This is a genomic window from Hydrogenophaga borbori (assembly GCF_003417535.1).
GTDB lineage: Bacteria > Pseudomonadota > Gammaproteobacteria > Burkholderiales > Burkholderiaceae_C > Hydrogenophaga > Hydrogenophaga borbori.
Genome location: NZ_QVLS01000011.1, coordinates 176927 through 194354, shown reverse-complemented (window position 1 = coordinate 194354; position 17428 = coordinate 176927). Strand labels below are relative to the sequence as shown.

The following is a 17428-nucleotide window of genomic DNA, read 5'->3' as shown; positions in this document are numbered from 1 at the left end:
AGACATGTTCATCCGCAACGCCTGGTACGTCGCCGCCTGGGACATCGAAGTGCCCCCGGAGGGCCTGTTCGAACGCACCCTGCTCAACGAGCCCGTGCTGCTGTACCGCGACAGCCAGGGCCGCGCCGTGGCCCTGGAGAACCGCTGCTGCCACCGCGCCGCCCCGCTGCACCTGGGCCGCAAGGAAGGCGACTGCGTGCGCTGCCTGTACCACGGGCTGAAGTTCGACCCCTCGGGCGCCTGCGTGGAGATCCCGGGCCAGGCCCAGATCCCGCCCAAGACCTGCGTGCGCAGCTACCCCGTGGTGGAGCGCAACCGCCTGGTGTGGATCTGGATGGGCGACCCGGCCCTGGCCAAGGCGGAGGACATCGTCGACTGCTTCTGGCACGACTCGCCCGAGTGGCGCATGAAGCCCGGCTACATCCACTACCAGGCCGACTACCGGCTGATCGTGGACAACCTGCTGGACTTCACCCACCTGGCCTGGGTACACCCCACCACGCTGGGCACCAGCAGCGCGGCCGACCTCAAACCGCGCATCGAACGCGACACCGCGGGCAACGGCAGCCTCACCATCACGCGCTGGTACCTCGACGACGAGATGCCCAACCTGCACAAGCGCGTGGCCCGGTTCGAGGGCAAGGTCGACCGCTGGCAGATCTACCAGTGGACGCCGCCGGCCGTGCTGCGCATGGACGCCGGCTCCGCGCCCGCGGGCAGCGGCGCGCCGCAGGGCACGCGCGTGCCCGAGGCCTTGCAGTTCCGCCACACCTCGATCCAGACCCCCGAGACCGAACACACCAGCCACTACTGGTTCTGCCAGGCGCGCAACTTCGAGCTCGACAACGACGCCATGACCGAGCAGATCTACCGCGACGTGGTGGTGGCCTTCGAGGAAGACCGCGCCATGATCGAGGCGCAGCAGAAGGTCATGCGCCAGGCGCCGGACCGGCCGCTGGTGCCGATCGCCGCCGACGCCGGCCTGAACCAGGCGCGCTGGCTGATCGATCGACTGGTGAAGGCCGAAGCGGGCTCGCAGGCATGAACGGCGGCACCGAGGTCGTGGTCAGCGCGGTGCGCCCGCTCGCCCGCGACGTGCTCGCGATCGAGCTCAGCCACCGCGGCGGCGCGGCCCTGCCCGGCGCAGCGCCGGGCGCGCACATCGACCTGGCGCTGCCCAACGGGCTGACGCGCCAGTACTCGCTGGTCAACGCGCAGGGCGCCGAGCGCCAGCCCAACTACCTGGTGGCGGTGGGCCGAGACGCCCACAGCCGCGGCGGCTCCTCGTGGATCCACGACCAGCTGCGCACCGGGCAGGCGCTGCGTGTGAGCGCCCCGCGCAACCTGTTCGCCATGGACCCGGCGCACCGCCGCGTGCTGCTGGTGGCCGGCGGCATCGGCGTCACGCCCATCGTCGCCATGGCGCGGCACTGCGCGGCGCAGGGCCTGGACTGGGAACTGCTCGCCTGCGCGCGCAGCGCCTCGCGCCTGGCCTACCTCGACGAACTCAAGGCCCTGGCGGGCCCGCGCCTGCGCACCCACTTCGACGACGAACAGGGCGGACCGATCGACGCCGCGCCGCTGCTCGCCGACGCGCACTGGGACGGCCTCTACGCCTGCGGCCCCGCGCCCATGCTCGACGCGCTGGCGCGCGCCAGCGCGCACTGGCCCGCGGGCTCGGTGCGCATGGAGCGCTTCAAGGCCAGCGACGTCGAGGGCGGCGACGAACGCCGCGGCTTCGCCCTGCGGCTGTCGCGCAGCGGGCTGCAAACCACGGTGGCCCCGAACGAAAGCGTGCTCGACGCCCTGGAGCGGCTGGGCGTGGAGCACCCCTTCGCCTGCCGCGAGGGCCTGTGCGGCACCTGCGAGGCGCCCCTGCTCGAAGGCGAGGCCCTGCACCTGGACAGCGTGCTCTCGCCCGAGGAGCGCGCGGCCCAGCGGCGGATGCTGGTTTGTGTTTCGCGATGCGCCGGCGACCGGCTGGTGCTCGACATCTAGAGGAAATCCATGCAACTCAACGACAAAGTCGCCATCGTCACGGGTGGCGCTTCAGGCTTCGGTGCGTCCATCGCGCGCCTGCTCAGCCAGCGCGGCGCCGCGGTGATGATCGCCGACCTCAACCTCGATGGTGCCGAACGGGTGGCCGAGGAGATCCGCGCCGCCGGCGGCCGCGCCGGCGCCACGGCCTGCGACGTCGCCAGCGAACAGGCCTTCCGCGGCATGGTGGCGCGCACCCGCGACACCCTGGGCGGGCTGCACATCATGGTGAACAACGCCGGCACCACGCACCGCAACAAGCCCGCGCTGGACGTGAGCGAGGAAGAGTTCGACCGCGTCTACCGCGTCAACCTCAAGAGCCTGTTCTGGTCGGCCCACGCGGTGCTGCCGGGCTTCGTGTCGCAGGGCGGCGGCACCATCGTCAACGTGGCCTCCACCACCGGCGTGCGGCCCGGCCCCGGGCTCACCTGGTACAGCGGCAGCAAGGCCGCGATGATCAACCTCACCAAGGGCCTGGCGCTGGAGTTCGCGCGCTCGGGCGTGCGCGTCAACGCGGTCAACCCCATGATCGGCGAGACCGCGATGCTGGGCGACTTCATGGGCGCCGAGGACACGCCGCAGAACCGCGAGCGCTTCCTGGCGCGCATTCCCCTGGGCCGCTTCACGCGCCCCGGCGACGTGGCCTCGGCCGTGGCCTTCCTGGCCTCCGACGAGGCCGCCTACCTCACCGGCGTCTGCCTGGACGTGGACGGGGGGCGCAACATATGAGCGCTCCCCAGCACCACCACGCCTACCGCTGTCCCGAGCTGCTGATCGCCGGCGCGTGGCGCCGCGGCGGCGGCGAACGCCGCCAGACCATCGTCAATCCGGCCGATGGCCAGACCCTCGACGAGCTCGCGCTGGCCAGCGCGAAGGACCTGCAGGACACCCTGCGGGCCAGCGCCGAGGGTTTCGAGCTCTGGCGCCGCGTGCCGGCCCACCAGCGCGGCGAGCGCCTGGCGCGCGGCGTGGCGCGGCTGCGCGAGCGCTGCGAACACATCGCCACGCTGCTCACGCTGGAGCAGGGCAAGCCGCTGGCCGAGGCGCGCGCCGAGTGCCTGATGGCCGCCGACCTCATCCAGTGGTACGCCGAGGAAGCGCGGCGCGTGTACGGCCGCGTGGTCCCCGCGCGCCAGCCCGACAGCCGCATGACGGTGCTCAAGCAGCCGGTGGGTCCCGTCGCGGCCTTCTCGCCCTGGAACTTCCCCTTGGTGCTGTCGGCGCGCAAGCTCGGCGGCGCGCTCGCGGCCGGCTGCTCCATCGTCCTCAAGGGCGCCGAGGAGACGCCGGCGAGCGTGGCGGCCATGGTGGCCTGCCTGGCCGAGGAACTGCCGCCCGGCGCGCTGCAGCTGGTCTATGGCGTGCCTGCCGAGGTCTCCGAGACGCTGATCGCCTCGCCGGTCATCCGCAAGCTGAGCTTCACCGGCTCGGTGCCCGTGGGCCGCCACCTGGCGCAGCTCGCGGGCCGCCACCTCAAGCGCATCACCCTGGAGCTGGGGGGTCACGCGCCGGTCATCGTCTGCGAAGACGCGGACCTCGCGCGCGCGGTGCCGCTGATGGTGGCGCACAAGTTCCGCAACGCCGGCCAGGCCTGCCTGGCGCCCACGCGCTTCTACGTGGCGCGCCGGCTCTATGGCGACTTCATCGACGCCTTCGCGCAGGCCAGCCGCGCCCTGGTGCTGGGCCCGGGCCTGGCGCCCGGCACGCAGATGGGGCCGCTGGCCAACCAGCGCCGACGCGCGGCCGTGCTCGACCTGATCGAGCGCAGCGTGCAGCGCGGCGCGCGCCGCCTCGCGAGCGAGGCGCCGGCGGGCGGCTGCTTCGTCGCGCCCACGCTGCTGGCCGACGCGCCGCAGGACTTGCCGGCCATGCAGGACGAGCCCTTTGGCCCGGTGGCCTGCGTGGCGCCCTTCGACCAGCTCGATGAGGCCATCGCCCGGGCCAATGACAACGCCTACGGCCTTGCCGGCTACCTGTTCACCGACAGCGCCAAGGCCATCCTGAAGGTGTCGGAGCGGCTGGAGGTGGGCAGCCTGGCGATCAACGGCCTGGGCGTGTCCGTGCCCGAAGCGCCGTTCGGCGGCGTGAAGGACAGCGGCCACGGCAGCGAGTCGGGCATCGAAGGCATGGAGGCCTACCTGGACACGCGCTTCACGCACTTCGTGGCCTGAGGCCGGTCGGGCGCGGCGGGAGGGCGCGCGGTCGCGCCGCCGATAATCGCCGGCTCCGGCCTCCCGTTCCCGTCGACCGACCGCCCCATGCCGCGCCTGCACCGTTTCCTGCCCTTCCTGCAGTGGCCCCGTCCCGACGGCGCGCTGCTTCGCAACGAGGCGCTCGCCGGCCTCACCGTCGGCCTGATGGTGGTGCCGCAGGGCGTGGCCTACGCCGCGCTGGCCGGCATGCCGCTGGTCACCGGCATCTACGCCGCGCTGCTGCCGGCGCTCATCGCGGTGCTGTTCTCGGCCTCGCCACGGCTGTCGGTGGGGCCCACGGCGCTCACCTGCCTGCTGGTGGGCTCCTCGCTCGCGCCGCTGGCCACGCCGGGCAGCGCCGAATGGGTGCAGCTCGCGGTGTGGCTGGCCCTGCTGTCGGGCGTCCTGCAGGTGCTGCTGGGCCTGGTGCGCTACGGCTGGCTGCTCAACCTGGTGAACTCGCCGGTGCTCATGGCCTTCACCCAGGCGGCGGCGGTGCTGATCATCGCCTCGCAGCTGCCCGCGCTCACCGGCTTCGACAACATGGACGCCCTGCTCGCGGGCCGCGGCTGGCACCTGCAGGCCTTCGCCTTCGGCCTGGGCGCGCTGGCGCTGCTGGTCGGCGCGCGCCGGCTGCGCCCGGGCTTTCCCTCGGTGCTGGTGCTGGTGCTGGTCAGCGCGGGCCTGAGCCGGCTGCTGGGCTTCGAGGCCCAGGGCGGTCCGGTCATCGGCACGCTGCCGCAGGGCCTGCCCGCCCTCTTCCTGCCCGGCTGGCCGGGCTGGGAGACCCTGGGTGCGCTGGTGCTGCCCACGCTCATGATCACGCTGGTGAGCTTCCTGGAGACGGCCAGCAGCGCCAAGGTGGACAGCGGCCAGCGCGGCTCGCGCTGGGACCAGGACCAGGACCTCATCGGCCAGGGCCTGGCCAAGCTGGCCTCGGGCCTCACCGGCGCCATGCCCACCAGTTCCTCGTTCTCGCGCTCGGCGCTCAACCTGTACGCGGGCGCGCAAACCGCCTGGGCCACGGTGTTCTCGGTGGCGGTGGTGCTGCTGGCGCTGCTGCTGGCCATGCCGCTGCTGCACCACGTGCCGCTGGCGGTACTGGCGGCCATCGTGGTGCTGCCGGTGTGGGGCCTGATCAAGCCGCGCGCCTTCGTTCACCTGTGGCGCCTGTCGCGCGTGGAAGCGCTGATCGCCGGCGCCACCTTCGCCATCACGCTGCTGGCCGCGCCCCGCCTGTACTGGGGCGTGCTGGCCGGCGTGGTGATGGCGCTGACGCTGTTCCTCTACCTGCGCCTGCACCCGCGCATCATCGAGGTCGGCCTGCACCCCGACGGCAGCCTGCGCGACCGCCACCTGTGGCAGCTGCCACCGCTGGCCCCGCGCCTGTACGCGCTGCGCATGGACGCCGCGCTCGACTTCGCCACCGCCAGCGCCCTGGAGCGCGCCGTGGCCGACCACCTGCAGCAGCAGCCCGATACCACGCACGTGATGCTGGTCGCGCACCCCATCAACTGGATCGACGCCACCGGTGCCGAGGCCTTCGGTCGACTGCGCGAACAGCTCGACGACCGCCGCGTGCACCTGCACCTGGTGGGCGTGAAGCTGCCGGTGGAGCGCGTGCTGCGCACCGCCGGGCACCTGCACGAGAACGAGCGCCTGCACCTGTACCGCACCGAGGCGGAGGCGCTGCAGGCCATCGCGCAGGGCGCCACCGCCGAGCCCCAGGCCGCCCCCCGGGACTGACGCGACCCTGTCGGTCGGCTCAAGACCGGCGCGGTCGCGCCGAAAAGGCTGTTGGTCGTACATTCCCCAACAGCCCGGTGTTCACGCCCGCGCGGAGAGACGGTTGAACCTCAGTTCCGGTTCCCAGGAGACTCCAGACGAGTTCGCGCAACTCGACGCGTTCGCCCTGCTCGTGCAGGGCGCGCTGCTGCGCTACGACTTTGACGCCCGGGGCCAGGGATCGCTGGTGTACATCAGCGAGGGCTGCACCGAACTCTGGGGCGTGGACGCCGCCACCATCCTGGCCCACGAGGCGGTGATCTGGCTCATGGCGCCGCGCGAGCAGCGCCGCCTGCTGCGCGGCGGCTTTCGCGAGGCCACGCGGCGCGGCACGCCCTGGGCGCACGAGTGGCGCATCGTCGACGCGCGGGGCCACCACAAGTGGCTGCGCGGCATGGGCAAGCCGCGTCCCCAGCCCGACGGCCGCGTGCACTGGACCGTGCTGGTGAGCGACGTGACCGACAGCGTGCGGGCGCGCTCGCTCGACCTGGCCAGCGACGACCGTTTCCGCCGCATCTTCGACAGCATCCCCAACATCGCCGTGCAGGCCTACGGGCCCGACATGATCGTGCGCTACTGGAACAAGGGCTCCGAGCACGTCTACGGCTACCGCGCCGACGAGGCCATCGGCCGCAGCATGCTGGAGCTGGTGATCCCGCCCGCGCTGCGCGGCAGCTTCGACCGCAACCACCAGCGCACGCTGGATGGGCGCGCCACGCTCAACACCGGCGTGCACTGGCTGCTGCGCCAGGACGGCTCCCCGGTGGAGGTGCAGTGCAGCGAGATCATCACCGAGCACCCCGAGCGCGGCGTCGAGATCTTCTGCATCGACTTCGACCTCACCGAGCGCCGCCGGGCCGAGGACCAGCGCCTGGCGCTGGAGGCCCAGCTGCGCGAGTCGCAGAAGCTGGAGGCGCTGGGCACGCTGGCCGGTGGCGTGGCGCACGACTTCAACAACATCCTCGCGGCCATCCTGGGCAACGCGCGCCTGGCGCTGGACGACGCCCGCGAAGCGCCCGCCGTGGCCGAAAGCGTGGGCGAAATCCTCAAGGCCGGCGCGCGCGCCAAGGACCTGGTACGCCGCATCCTGGCCTTCAGCCGCCGCCAGGCCTTGCAGCGGCGCGTGATGCCGCTGCAAGCGGTGGTGGACGAATCGGTGCGCCTGCTGCGCGCCACCATCCCCAAGGGCGTGGAGCTGAGCGTGCGCTGCGACCCCGACACCCCCCCGGTGCTGGCCGACCCGACGCAACTGCAGCAGGTGCTGCTCAACCTCTGCACCAACGCCTGGCAGGCCATGCCCGAGCGCTCGCGCGGGCGGCTGGAGATCGAGCTGCGGCCGCACGCCGGCCCGCCGCCTCTGCCGGTGGCCGGTGTGCTGGCGCAGGGCCCCACGCAGGACTGGCCCGCGCTCGGCGTGCACCTGAGCGTGCGCGACAACGGCATGGGCATGGACGAGGCCACCCTGGCCCACCTGTTCGAGCCCTTCTTCACCACCAAGCCGCCGGGCGAAGGCACGGGCCTGGGCCTGGCGGTGGTGCACGGCATCCTGCGCGACCACCAGGCCGTGGTGCAGGTGCGCAGCCGCCCGGGCGAGGGCACACGCTTCGACCTGTACTTCCGCGCGGTGGCCGCGCCCGTGGACGGCGGCGAACCGGCGGCGGCGCCCGAGGACCGCCGCACGACACCGGCCGTGCGCGGCGCGCGCATCCTGTATGTCGACGACGACGAGCTCATCGCCGACCTCATGCAACGCCTGCTGCGCCGCGCGGGGCACGAGCCGCGCGTCTTCACCAGTCCGATCGAGGCCCTGCGCGCGGTGCGCAGCGGCGAGGTGGACTACGAGCTGGCGATCCTGGACCACTCCATGCCCGGCATGAACGGCGTGGAGCTGGTGCGCGCGCTGCGCGCGCACCAGCCCGGCGCGGCGATGGCCATCACCTCGGGCTACCTCAGCACCGAGCTGCGCCGCGAGGCCGCGGCCGCCGGCATCACCGAGCTGATCGACAAGCCCAACACCGGCGAAGACCTGCTGGCGGCGATCGACCGGCTGGTGCAGCGCCTGCGCCAGCCCTGCACGCCCGGCTGAGCGCGCCGGCCGGGCCCCTCAGGCCGAGGTGCCGTTGAGCAGGCGGCGCGCGGTGGCGAAATCCAGGCCGTCGATGGCCGCGGCCAGGGCGGCCACGCGCGCGGCGCCGAAGTGAACCTCCAGCGCGGCGCGGCAGGCCTCGAAGGTCTCCACACCGTCGAGGTCCTGCGTCGCCAGCTGCTCGGCCAGCCGCTCCAGCTGCGCGGCCAGCGCCGGTGCGTCGGCATCGGGACCGGGCGTCGCCAACGGTGCCGGGCGCGGGGCCTCGGCCGGCACGGCCGCCCGCAGGGCCTCGAAGGCGGCGCGCACGGCGGCCAGCGCCGGGCCGGCGGGCGCGGGCTCGCCGCCGGGCGCCAATGAGGTCTCCAAGGCGGTCGCGGCGCGCGACAGGGGCATGGCGCCCAGGACGCCCGCGCTGCCGCGCAAGCGGTGGGCCCGGGCCCGCCAGGCCACGCGCGCCCCGCTGTCCCAGCGGTCGGCGGCCTCGGGCGGCAGCGCCGCCCAGTCGCCGTGTTCGGCCAGCAGGCGCGCGAGCAGGCGCTGGAACAGCGACAGATCGCCGCCGAGCTGGCGCCGCGCGGCCCCCGCATCAATGCCCTCGATGGTCGGCCAGTCTCCGGCGGGCGTTCGCGGCGCCACCGGGCCGGGCGCCGCGGGCACCGGTCGCGGCACCGCCGGCGCATGCGGCGTCGAGGCCCCGCGCGCCGAGGCGGCGCGGCGCACCGCCTCGATCAGTTCCTCGGGGTCGATCGGCTTGGCCAGGAAGTTGCTGAAGCCCGCCTGCAGCGCGCGGCGGCGCTCGTCGGCCAGCGCGCCGGCCGTCAGCGCGATCACCGGCAGGTCCACCAGGCGCAGCTCGTTGCGGATGCGGTTGGTGGCCTCCAGGCCATCCATCACGGGCATCTGCACGTCCATCAGCACCACGTCGAAGGCGGCGGGCGAGGCGCGCAGCCAGCCCAGGGCCTGTTCGCCGTCGCCGCAGGTCTGCACGCGCGCGCCCTGGCGCTCCAGCATGCGCCGCGCGATGTCCAGGTTGATCTCGCTGTCGTCCACCAGCAGCACGGCCAGGCCCGCCAGGCCGCTCGAGTCGCTGGCCGCGGGGGGCGGCGCGGGCAGCGGCAGGTCCGAGGCCTTGGCCGGGCGCAGCGCCACGCGCAGCCAGAACTCGCTGCCCTGGCCGGGCTCGCTGTTCAGGCCCACCTCCCCGCCCATGAGCGCGACCAGCCGGCGCACGATGGACAGGCCCAGGCCGGTGCCGCCGAAGCGCCGCGTGGTGGTTTCGTCGGCCTGGGTGAAGGGCTGGAACAGCCGCGCCTGCACCTCGGGCGGGATGCCGATGCCGCTGTCGCGCACGCTCAGGCGCAGCTGCGGCCCCCCGCCGCCACTCAGCACCTCGGCGCTGATGACCACGCCGCCCTGCTGGGTGAACTTGATCGCGTTGCCCACCAGGTTGACCAGCGCCTGGCGCAGCCGCGCGGCATCGCCCATCACGTAGGCCGGCATGTCCTGCGGCACGAACAGCGACAGCGACAGGCCCTTCTCGCGCGCCGGCAGCGCGTAGACCGATTCCACCTCGCGCAGCAGGCCGCCCAGGGCGAAGGCCTCGTCGGCCAGGCGCATCTCGCCGGCCTCGATCTTGGCCAGGTCGAGCACATCGTTGACGATGCCCAGCAGCGAGCGGCCCGCCGTCTGCGCGTTCTCCAGCAGGGCGCGCTGGGTGGCGTCGAGCGGCGTGTCGCCCAGCAGGTGGGCCACGCCCAGCACGGCATTGAGCGGGGTGCGGATCTCGTGGCTCATGTTGGCCAGAAAGGCGCTCTTGCTCTGGCTGGCCGCTTCGGCCGCGCGCGTGGCCTCGCGCAGGCTTTGCTCGATGGCCTTGCTTTCGCTGATGTCCTGCGAGGTACCGTACATCCACTCGGGCTCGCCGTCCTCGTTGCGCGTCTGCACCTGGCCGCGGTCGAGCACCCAGACCCAGTGCCCGTCGGCGTGGCGCATGCGCACCTCGCATTCGTAGAAGGGCAATTCGCCATCGATGTGCCGCCGCAGGCGCTCGCGCGCCAGCTTCAGGTCCTCGGGGTGCACATGGTCCCGCCAGGCCCGCACGTGGCTGGGCCTCAGCACGTCGTAGTCGTGGCCCAGCATCTGGGCCCAGCGCTCGTTGAAGCGCGCATCGCCGGTCAGCATGTTCCATTCCCAGGTGCCGGCGTTGGTGCCCTGCAGAATGCTCTGCAGCCGCAAGCGCTCGGTGGCCTGCAGCGTGAGAGCGGACTCCAGCTCGCGCCGGTTGCGGTTGCGCTCGGTCACGTCGTCGACGACGGCGTACCAGCCATGCACCATGCCGTCGCGCGCGTCGGGCAGGTAGGTCAGCCGCAGCTCGCGCGGCTCGCCGGTGGCGGGCGTGCGCACCGTGACCTCGAAGGTCTGCTGGCGACCGTCGAGCACGGCTTCGATGCGCGGCTGCAGTCGGGCGTAGGTGGCCTCGTCGAGGGTGTCCTTCACGCGCAGGCCCACCATCGTGCCGCCCTCGGGCTGGCGCCAGTGCAGATTGGCGCGGTTGGCCGCGCGGTTGACCTGGTCGCGGTCCCAGTAGCTGATCATGGACGGCACGGCGTCGAGCACGGTGCGCAGGAAGCGCTCGGTGTCTTCCAGCGAGCGCGTGCGCTCGGCGACGCGGTCTTCGAGGCGGGCGTTGAGCTCGGCGGCCTGGCGGTGGCGGCGGCGCAGGTTCAGCCACAGCCCGTGCAGCGCGGCCATCAGCAGCGTGCCCAATGCGCCGGTCCAGGCCAGGCTGCGCGGCGACGGCAGGTGAAACTGCGAGGCAAACGACGGCCGGGCCTCGGTGTGGATCGCCCAGGAGCGGCCGAAGGGCACCCGCAGCAGGGCTTGCGAGAGCGCGCCGGCCGATGGCGCCTCGCCCAGCGCCGCCGTGCTGAAGAAGGGCTCGGCCAGTTCGGGCTCGGAGATGTCGGTCAGCGTGAGCGAGATCAGCTGCTCGCGCAGCGGCAGCCCGACGATCAGGTCATCGAGCACGATCGGCGCGTACACCCAGCCGTAGGCCGCGGCGTCGCGTGCCTCGGGGCCGTCGTTCGGCATGCCCCGGCGAAACACCGGCAGCATCACCACGAAGGCACGCGCTCCTGGCGCTTGCACCAGCGTCGTCGGACGCGACATGAGGGGTCGGTTGCGCCGCACGGCCGCCACCGCGATGTCGCGGCGAAGGGGCTCCGCGGCGATGTCCAGGCCGACCGCCTGGTGGTTGCGCGACAGCGGCTCCACCAGCTCGATCACGATGCGCTCGCCCGGGTTCGGGTTCTGGCCGCGAATGGGCGTGTCCGCCACGCCCAGCTGTTGGCGCAGGCGAAGGTACGCGTCATCGGTGCCGGGCGGCAGGCGGCGCATGAAGCCAAAACCGCGCACGCCGGGAAATTCGCGCTCGAGGTCGCGCGAGCTCATGTAGGCGCGAAAGTCCGCCGCCGTCAGACCGCTCTCGCCCGCCTGCTCGGCCACACCACGCGCACCGCGCAGGCCGTACTCCACCAGGGCGAGGCGGCCGGTGATCGCATCGGCCAGTTCGCGCGACTGCGCCTCGAACTGGGCGCGCACGTAGGCCTCGTTGGCCCGTTCGCGGTGGAGCACCGCCACGGCCGTGAGCACGGCCCCGCACAGCAGCGTGACGGCCACCCAGGGCCAGGAACGGCCGCCGCCGGCAAGCCCCATCGCTGCCATCAGAGCTTGAAGACGCGCACCGTCTCCGTGACGGTGCCGGCCTGTGCCGCCAGCGAGGCGGCCGACGCGGAAAGTTGTTCGACCATGGCCGCATTCTGCTGCGTCAGGCTGTCGAGCTGGGCCACGGCCGCATTGACCTGCGCCACGCCTTGGGATTGTTCGTTCGAGCCGGCGCTGATCTCGGCCACCAGTTCGCTCACGCGGCCGATGCTGCCGGCGCTCTCCTGCACGGTGGCCCGCGTCTCGCCCACCAGGCGGGCGCCGGCCGCCACCTGTTCCTGCGAGGCCTGGATCAGCGCCTTGATTTCCTTGGCCGAATCGCGCGCGCGCGCCGCCAGCGAGCGCACCTCGCCGGCCACCACGGCGAAGCCGCGGCCGTGCTCGCCGGCGCGCGCTGCCTCCACCGCCGCGTTGAGCGCGAGCAGGTTGGTCTGGAAGGAAATGCCGTCGATCACGCCGACGATCTCGGTGATGCGCTCGCTGGCGGCCTGGATGTCGGCCATGCGCCGCGCCACCGATTCGATGGCTTCGCCGCTGCGCTCGGCCTGGCCGCGCGCCTGGCGCGCGAGCTCGGCCGCGCGGCCCGAGGACTCGGCGTTGGCCCGGATGGTGGCGGTTATCTGCTCCAGCGAGGCCGCGGTTTGCTGCAGGTTGCCGGCCTGGGCCTCGGTGCGCGCGCTCAGGTCGGCGCTGCCCGCGCTGATTTCGCGCGTGGCGTGGTGCATGCCCTCGACCTGGGTGCGCACGTCGCTCACCACGGCCTGCAGGTTCACGTTGAGCTGCGACAGGCCCCGGTGGATGCGCCCGATCAGGCCGTTGGCGGCGTCGGTGCTGCGCGTGGCCAGGTCGCCGGCGGCGAGCCGGTTGGCCGACTGCAGGATGCGGCCCAGCGGCCGGTCGCCCCGGCGCTGCAGCCAGACACCCGCCAGCAGCGCGGCCACGCTGGTCAGCCCGATGGCGGCGGCGTGGCTGGGCAGGTAGGCGCCCAGCAGCGCGCCGGCCGCCCCCATGGCCAGCAGCGACAGCAGGGTGCGCTGCGCGAACACCCAGCCCGCCGCACGGCCCAGGCGCGCCAGCGGCGCGCGGCGCCGCACTTCGCCGGCCGACAGCACGTGCACCGCGCGGCCGGCCGCCGCCTCCTCGCGCATGCGGGCGTACAGCGCCTCGGCCGCCTGCACCTGTTCGCGCGTGGGCTTGGTGCGCACCGACATGTAGCCCGTGATGCGCCCGGCGTCGATCACCGGTGTCACGTTGGCCAGCACCCAGTAGTGGTCGCCGTTCTTGCGGCGGTTCTTCACCAGGCCCGACCAGGGGTGGCCACCCTGCATCGTGGCCCACATGTCGCGGAAGGCCTCCTGCGGCATGTCGGGGTGGCGGATCATGTTGTGCGGCTGGCCGAGCAGTTCCTCGCGCTCATAGCCGCTCACCTCGACGAACGAGGGGTTGCAGTAAACGATGCGGCTCTTGAGGTCGGTGGTGGAGACCAGGGTCTGGCCTTCCTGCATCAGGTACTCACGCTGCGTGACGGGTCCGTTGTTGCGCATGGCGATCTCCAGAGGGGGATTCCCAGGCTTTCGGCGGGAGAACGGGGGACTTGTGCCAGGAAACCCTGATTCCGACGGTCGGGCGCCTGGGTTCAGGCGGCGCGCGCCAGCGGCATGGGCTGGCTGTCGGGCAGGGCCTGGGGCGGCAGGTGGCGGCGCGCCCACCAGCGCAGCACGCGCGGCAACTCCGACCAGTGCCACAGGCTGCCCTGGCCACGCAGGCCTTCGGCCGGCGGGTCGTCGAAGATGAACACCTCCAGGTCCGCGCGCCAGCGCGCCAGCTGACCCACCAGGGCGCGGCCGCCCGCACGGTCCAGGCGCGCGTCAACGATCGCCAGCGCCGGCGGCTGCGCCAGCGCCAGGCGCAGCGCCTCCACCGGGTCGCTGGTCCAGCGCACCTGCCCGGGCACCGGCCAGCGGGCGACCTGCTCGCGCACGTCCTGCAGCGCCTGGCCGCGCGGGCAAAGCACCAGCACCTGCAGGCTGCTGTGCCCGAGGCCGGGGGGAAGGGTGGGTGCCATGTCGATATCCAGGTCCATGGCAAGGATGGTGCGCGCGCGGCCGCGGCGGCGCTGCGGGGAAATCTGGACGCGCGGGCAGCGGGGAACCCCGTATCAGAGGTCGTCGGCGCTGATCAGGCCTTCCCGGATCGCCAGCCGCACCAGCGCGGGCAGGTCGCTCACGCCGAGCTTGGCCATGAGCCGGCTGCGGTAGCTCTCCACCGTCTTGGGCGACAGGTGCAACTGCTCGCCGATGGCCGCGCTGGTGTGGCCCTGCACCACCAGCTGGATCACCTGGCGTTCGCGCACCGACAGCGCGGCCAGGGGGTTGTTGTCCTCGACCTGCGTGAGCCCCTCCACGGCCAGCTGTGCCACCGGCCCACCCAGGTGCTTGCGGCCGGCGGCCACGGCCTCCACCGCCTCCAGCACCTCGCGAGCGGGCGAGCCCTTGAGCACGTAGCCGAAGGCGCCGAGGCGCATGGCCTCGGCCACGTGGCGCGGCTGGGCCGACATGGTGAGCATGACCACGCGCGACGTTGCCTTGCGTTGCACCAGCTGCTCTAGCAGCTCGAAGCCCGAGCGCAGGCCGAGGTGCAGGTCCAGCAGCACCACCGACGGCACCAGGCGCACGATCTCGGCCAGGGCCGCCGTCGGGTCGGCGGACTCGCCCACCACGCGGTGGCCGGCGTCCTCCAGCACGGCCTTCAGGCCGTCACGCAGCATGGCGTGGTCGTCAACCAGGTAGATGTCGCTCATGGGGGTTCTCCGTTGTGGTCGTGTCGGCCGTGGCTCGAATCAGTTCTCGGCGTCCGGCAGTTCGCCGAAGACGCTGCCGGGACGGGCCGTCCAGATCAGGGTGATCCGCGTGCCGCGCCCGCTGCGCGCGCGGGCGCCGAGCCGCGCGCCGATGGCCAGCGCGCGCTCGCGCATGCCGACCATGCCCAGGTGACCGGGCCGCCCGAAGGCCAGTTCCTCGGGCAGGCCCACGCCGTCGTCGACGACGTCCAGCCGCAGGTGGGTGGCGTCGCCCTCGAGGCGCACCACGATGCGGCTGGCCTTCGCGTGCAGCAGCGCGTTGGCCACCGCCTCGCGCGCCACCATGAAGGCGGCGTACTCCACGTCGTCGGGCCAGCGCTGCGCGACCACGTCGCCCACGGTCTGCAGGTGCATCGCCACCCCCTCTGCCTCGGCCGCGCGCTGGCGGATGTCGTTGTCCAGCGCGGCCGTCAGGCCCATGTCTTCCAGCATGGGCGGGCGCAGCCGCACCAGGGCCTGGCGCACCTCGGCGATGGCGTGGTCGATCTGCCGGCCCACCGTGTCCGAGCGCTCCTGCGCGCGCGGCGGCAGCAGCTCGCGGGCCATCTGCACGAGCGAGTCGAAGGACAGGCGGATCGCGCCCAGGGTCTGGCCGAGCTGGTCGTGCAGGGTCTGGGCCAGCTCGCGCGTGGTGACCTGCTCCTGGTTCAGCAGGCGGTGCGTGAGCTCGGAGAGTTCGAGCTGGTAGCGCGCCAGCGCCTGTTCGGCGCGCACGCGCTCGGTCACGTCGCGCAGGATGGCGGTGAGCAGCTTGTGACCACGCACCACGGCGTGCGAGATCGAGGCCTCGAGTTCGAGTTCGGCGCCGTCCGCGCGCAGGCCCTTGACGCGGCCAAAGCCCATGGGCCGCGTGGTCACCCGCGAGTTGCCGAAGCGCTGCATCAGGGCCAGGTGCTCGCCCCGGTGCTCGGGCGGCAGCAGCGTGTCCAGCGGCTGGCCGATCATGGCCAGCGCCTCGCGGCCGAAAATGCGCTCGGCCGCCGGATTGAACATGGTGATGCGCCCGACCATGTCCACGCTGATGACGGCATCGCTGGCGGCGTTGATGATGGCGCCCAGCACCTCGCCCTGCTCGCGCAGGCGCATCTCGCTCAGGCGCTCGGCCGTCAGGTCACGCACCTGGGCCAGCAGGCCGATGGGTTCGCCGTCGGCGCCGAACACCTTGGTGAGCCGCCACTCGCCCCAGATGTCGCTGCCATCGCGGCGCAGCAGATGGGTCTCGAAGGTCCAGGGCCCCTGGCCGGCGATCATCTGCGGGCGGATGGCGTGGCGTGCGCTGTTGGCCGGATCCTTGTCGCGGAAGATCTCGTCGACGTGGCGGCCCTCGGTTTCGGCCGCGCTCCAGCCGAACATGCGCTCGGCCGCGTCGTTCCAGAACAGCACGCGAAAGTCCATGTCCACCAGGTACATGGGCGCGGGCAGGTGCTGCAGCACGGCCTGCAGGCGGCTGGCGTCGTGCAGCACCTGCGTCAGGGTCTGCTCGCTGCGCGAGCCGCCGCCCCCCTGCGCGGGCAGGCGGCGCATCTGCTCGGCGATGACGCGCAGCACCGTGCCGGGCGCGGCGTCCGACTGCGGGCCCAGGCGCTCGGCCACCACGTCCAGCATCTGGTTGAACGGCCGCGCGAGCCGGCGCGACAGCCAGAAGCCGCCCAGGCTGACCAGCAGCACCGTGCCGCCGCCCCAGACCAGCACGTAGCGCTCCAGCTCGCGCACGGGCGCCAGCGCCAGGCCCAGCGGCTGCCAGGCCACCACCTGCCAGTCGGTCTTCACCGGCAGGGTGGCGCGGTCGACGCCGTGGCGCACCAGCAGGATGGCCTCGCCCGCCTCGTCCTCGAAGACCCGCGGCGTACCCACGGGCGTGCCCAGCAGGTCCAGCCACTGCGTGGCCGACAGCCGCGCGCGCTGGCCGAGCAGGCGCCGGCCGTCCTGGTCGGCCAGCTCCAGCTGCAGGCCGCGCCGGGCGTCCGCCGGGCCCAGGACGTCCTGGCGCAGCGCGTCGTAAAAGGTGGCGTCGAGGTGGGCGGCCAGCACGCCGGCGGGTTGGCCGTCGGCGCCGTGATAGGGCATGGCGAGGTCGGCGAGCTCGGTGGGCACCGCCCGCTGGAGCGCCGCCAGGGGCTCGCGCAGCGCCACCGGCGCGTGCAGGCTGCCGAACCAGGTGCCTTCACGGCCCTTGAGGTACACCGGTCGCTGAGCGATCGACACGCCCTCGAGCAAGCCATCGCTGGCGACGAGCACCAGGCCTTCGCTGTCCGTGGCGCCGATCCACACGTATCCCCGGTTGCGCTGGCGCAGGCGGTCCATCTGCAGGCGCCAGCCTTGGGGCGATACCTGCTGGCGCGGCGTCAGCGTGAGCAGGTCGAGTTCGGCGGCGTGGCGCGCGAGCACGCGCGAGAGCCGGTCGGCATAGATGGCGGCGGTCTGCTCCACCCGCTGCTGGGCGCGCAGTTCGAGCTCGTCGCCCACCACCCGCTCCACCGACCACACCATGAGCGCGAGCAGCACCAATGCCACCGCTGCCGGCAGCAGTGGCAACCAGAGTTGTACCGAGCGCTTGCGGTCTCCCGCCATGCCGGGGGCGTCCTCCTGGCCCGCTCCGCCAGCCTCCCTGACGGTCGTTCTATCGGGCGTCCGGCAACTCTACGTTACATAAGCCCCTCTGCACAGGGGGAATACATCTCCCGTGGGCGGCATCGCCCGGACAAGGCGGCTACCGCGCGTGCCCTGAGCGCGCAACCGGCC

At 73.1% G+C, this 17428-nt stretch carries 11 protein-coding genes; 6 read left to right on the top strand and 5 right to left on the bottom strand.

All coding sequences use genetic code 11. The features are described 5' to 3' along the window. Window positions 1-4 precede the first annotated feature (4 nt). The 6 genes from DY262_RS17110 (at window position 5) to DY262_RS17085 (ending at window position 8100) form a co-directional block, all read left to right on the top strand. The gene (locus DY262_RS17110) at window positions 5-1045 is read left to right on the top strand and encodes an aromatic ring-hydroxylating dioxygenase subunit alpha (protein WP_116960311.1); all 1041 of its coding nucleotides are present in this window, start codon (window positions 5-7) and stop codon (window positions 1043-1045) included. Further along, window positions 1042-1998, top strand: coding sequence for a PDR/VanB family oxidoreductase (locus DY262_RS17105; RefSeq protein WP_116960310.1), 957 nt, complete (start codon window positions 1042-1044; stop codon window positions 1996-1998). Before DY262_RS17110 ends, DY262_RS17105 begins: the two co-directional genes overlap by 4 nt. A 9-nt stretch (window positions 1999-2007) precedes the next feature. Beyond that, entirely contained in the window at window positions 2008-2766 is a 759-nt protein-coding gene (locus DY262_RS17100; RefSeq protein ID WP_070399375.1) for an SDR family oxidoreductase, read from the top strand. Then, window positions 2763-4208: an NAD-dependent succinate-semialdehyde dehydrogenase gene (locus DY262_RS17095; RefSeq protein WP_116960309.1), complete on the top strand. Its 1446-nt coding sequence runs from the start codon at window positions 2763-2765 to the stop codon at window positions 4206-4208. Before DY262_RS17100 ends, DY262_RS17095 begins: the two co-directional genes overlap by 4 nt. Window positions 4209-4295: 87 nt before the next feature. Further along, window positions 4296-5975, top strand: coding sequence for a SulP family inorganic anion transporter (locus DY262_RS17090; RefSeq protein WP_116960308.1), 1680 nt, complete (start codon window positions 4296-4298; stop codon window positions 5973-5975). A gap of 103 nt (window positions 5976-6078) precedes the next feature. Next, entirely contained in the window at window positions 6079-8100 is a 2022-nt protein-coding gene (locus DY262_RS17085; protein WP_116960307.1) for a hybrid sensor histidine kinase/response regulator, read from the top strand. Window positions 8101-8118: 18 nt separating this feature from the next. On the opposite strand, the gene DY262_RS17080 is transcribed toward DY262_RS17085, so the two are convergent. The 5 genes from DY262_RS17080 to DY262_RS17060 form a co-directional block, all read right to left on the bottom strand. Beyond that, window positions 8119-11826, bottom strand: a complete 3708-nt coding sequence (locus DY262_RS17080; protein ID WP_147326261.1) for a CHASE domain-containing protein — start codon at window positions 11824-11826, stop codon at window positions 8119-8121. Beyond that, entirely contained in the window at window positions 11826-13370 is a 1545-nt protein-coding gene (locus tag DY262_RS17075; RefSeq protein WP_147326260.1) for a methyl-accepting chemotaxis protein, read from the bottom strand. The genes DY262_RS17080 and DY262_RS17075 overlap by 1 nt, the downstream gene beginning before the upstream one ends. Window positions 13371-13462: 92 nt before the next feature. Next, window positions 13463-13891 carry a hypothetical protein gene (locus DY262_RS17070; RefSeq protein ID WP_116960305.1) on the bottom strand — a complete coding sequence of 143 codons (429 nt, stop codon included), beginning with the start codon at window positions 13889-13891 and terminating at the stop codon, window positions 13463-13465. A gap of 93 nt (window positions 13892-13984) precedes the next feature. Then, window positions 13985-14626, bottom strand: a complete 642-nt coding sequence (locus DY262_RS17065; RefSeq protein WP_116960304.1) for a response regulator — start codon at window positions 14624-14626, stop codon at window positions 13985-13987. A gap of 39 nt (window positions 14627-14665) precedes the next feature. Beyond that, window positions 14666-17257 (bottom strand): sensor histidine kinase, encoded by a 2592-nt coding sequence (locus DY262_RS17060; RefSeq protein ID WP_147326259.1) that lies wholly within the window; start codon window positions 17255-17257, stop codon window positions 14666-14668. Between the last annotated feature and the right edge of the window lie 171 nt (window positions 17258-17428).

Coding starts and splice junctions, on each gene's coding strand:
- DY262_RS17110 (WP_116960311.1), top strand. CDS start 5: ATGTTCATCCGCAACGCCTGGTACGTCGCCGCCTGGGACATCGAAGTG.
- DY262_RS17105 (WP_116960310.1), top strand. CDS start 1,042: ATGAACGGCGGCACCGAGGTCGTGGTCAGCGCGGTGCGCCCGCTCGCC.
- DY262_RS17100 (WP_070399375.1), top strand. CDS start 2,008: ATGCAACTCAACGACAAAGTCGCCATCGTCACGGGTGGCGCTTCAGGC.
- DY262_RS17095 (WP_116960309.1), top strand. CDS start 2,763: ATGAGCGCTCCCCAGCACCACCACGCCTACCGCTGTCCCGAGCTGCTG.
- DY262_RS17090 (WP_116960308.1), top strand. CDS start 4,296: ATGCCGCGCCTGCACCGTTTCCTGCCCTTCCTGCAGTGGCCCCGTCCC.
- DY262_RS17080 (WP_147326261.1), bottom strand. CDS start 11,826: ATGGCAGCGATGGGGCTTGCCGGCGGCGGCCGTTCCTGGCCCTGGGTG.
- DY262_RS17075 (WP_147326260.1), bottom strand. CDS start 13,370: ATGCGCAACAACGGACCCGTCACGCAGCGTGAGTACCTGATGCAGGAA.
- DY262_RS17070 (WP_116960305.1), bottom strand. CDS start 13,891: ATGGCACCCACCCTTCCCCCCGGCCTCGGGCACAGCAGCCTGCAGGTG.
- DY262_RS17065 (WP_116960304.1), bottom strand. CDS start 14,626: ATGAGCGACATCTACCTGGTTGACGACCACGCCATGCTGCGTGACGGC.
- DY262_RS17060 (WP_147326259.1), bottom strand. CDS start 17,257: ATGGCGGGAGACCGCAAGCGCTCGGTACAACTCTGGTTGCCACTGCTG.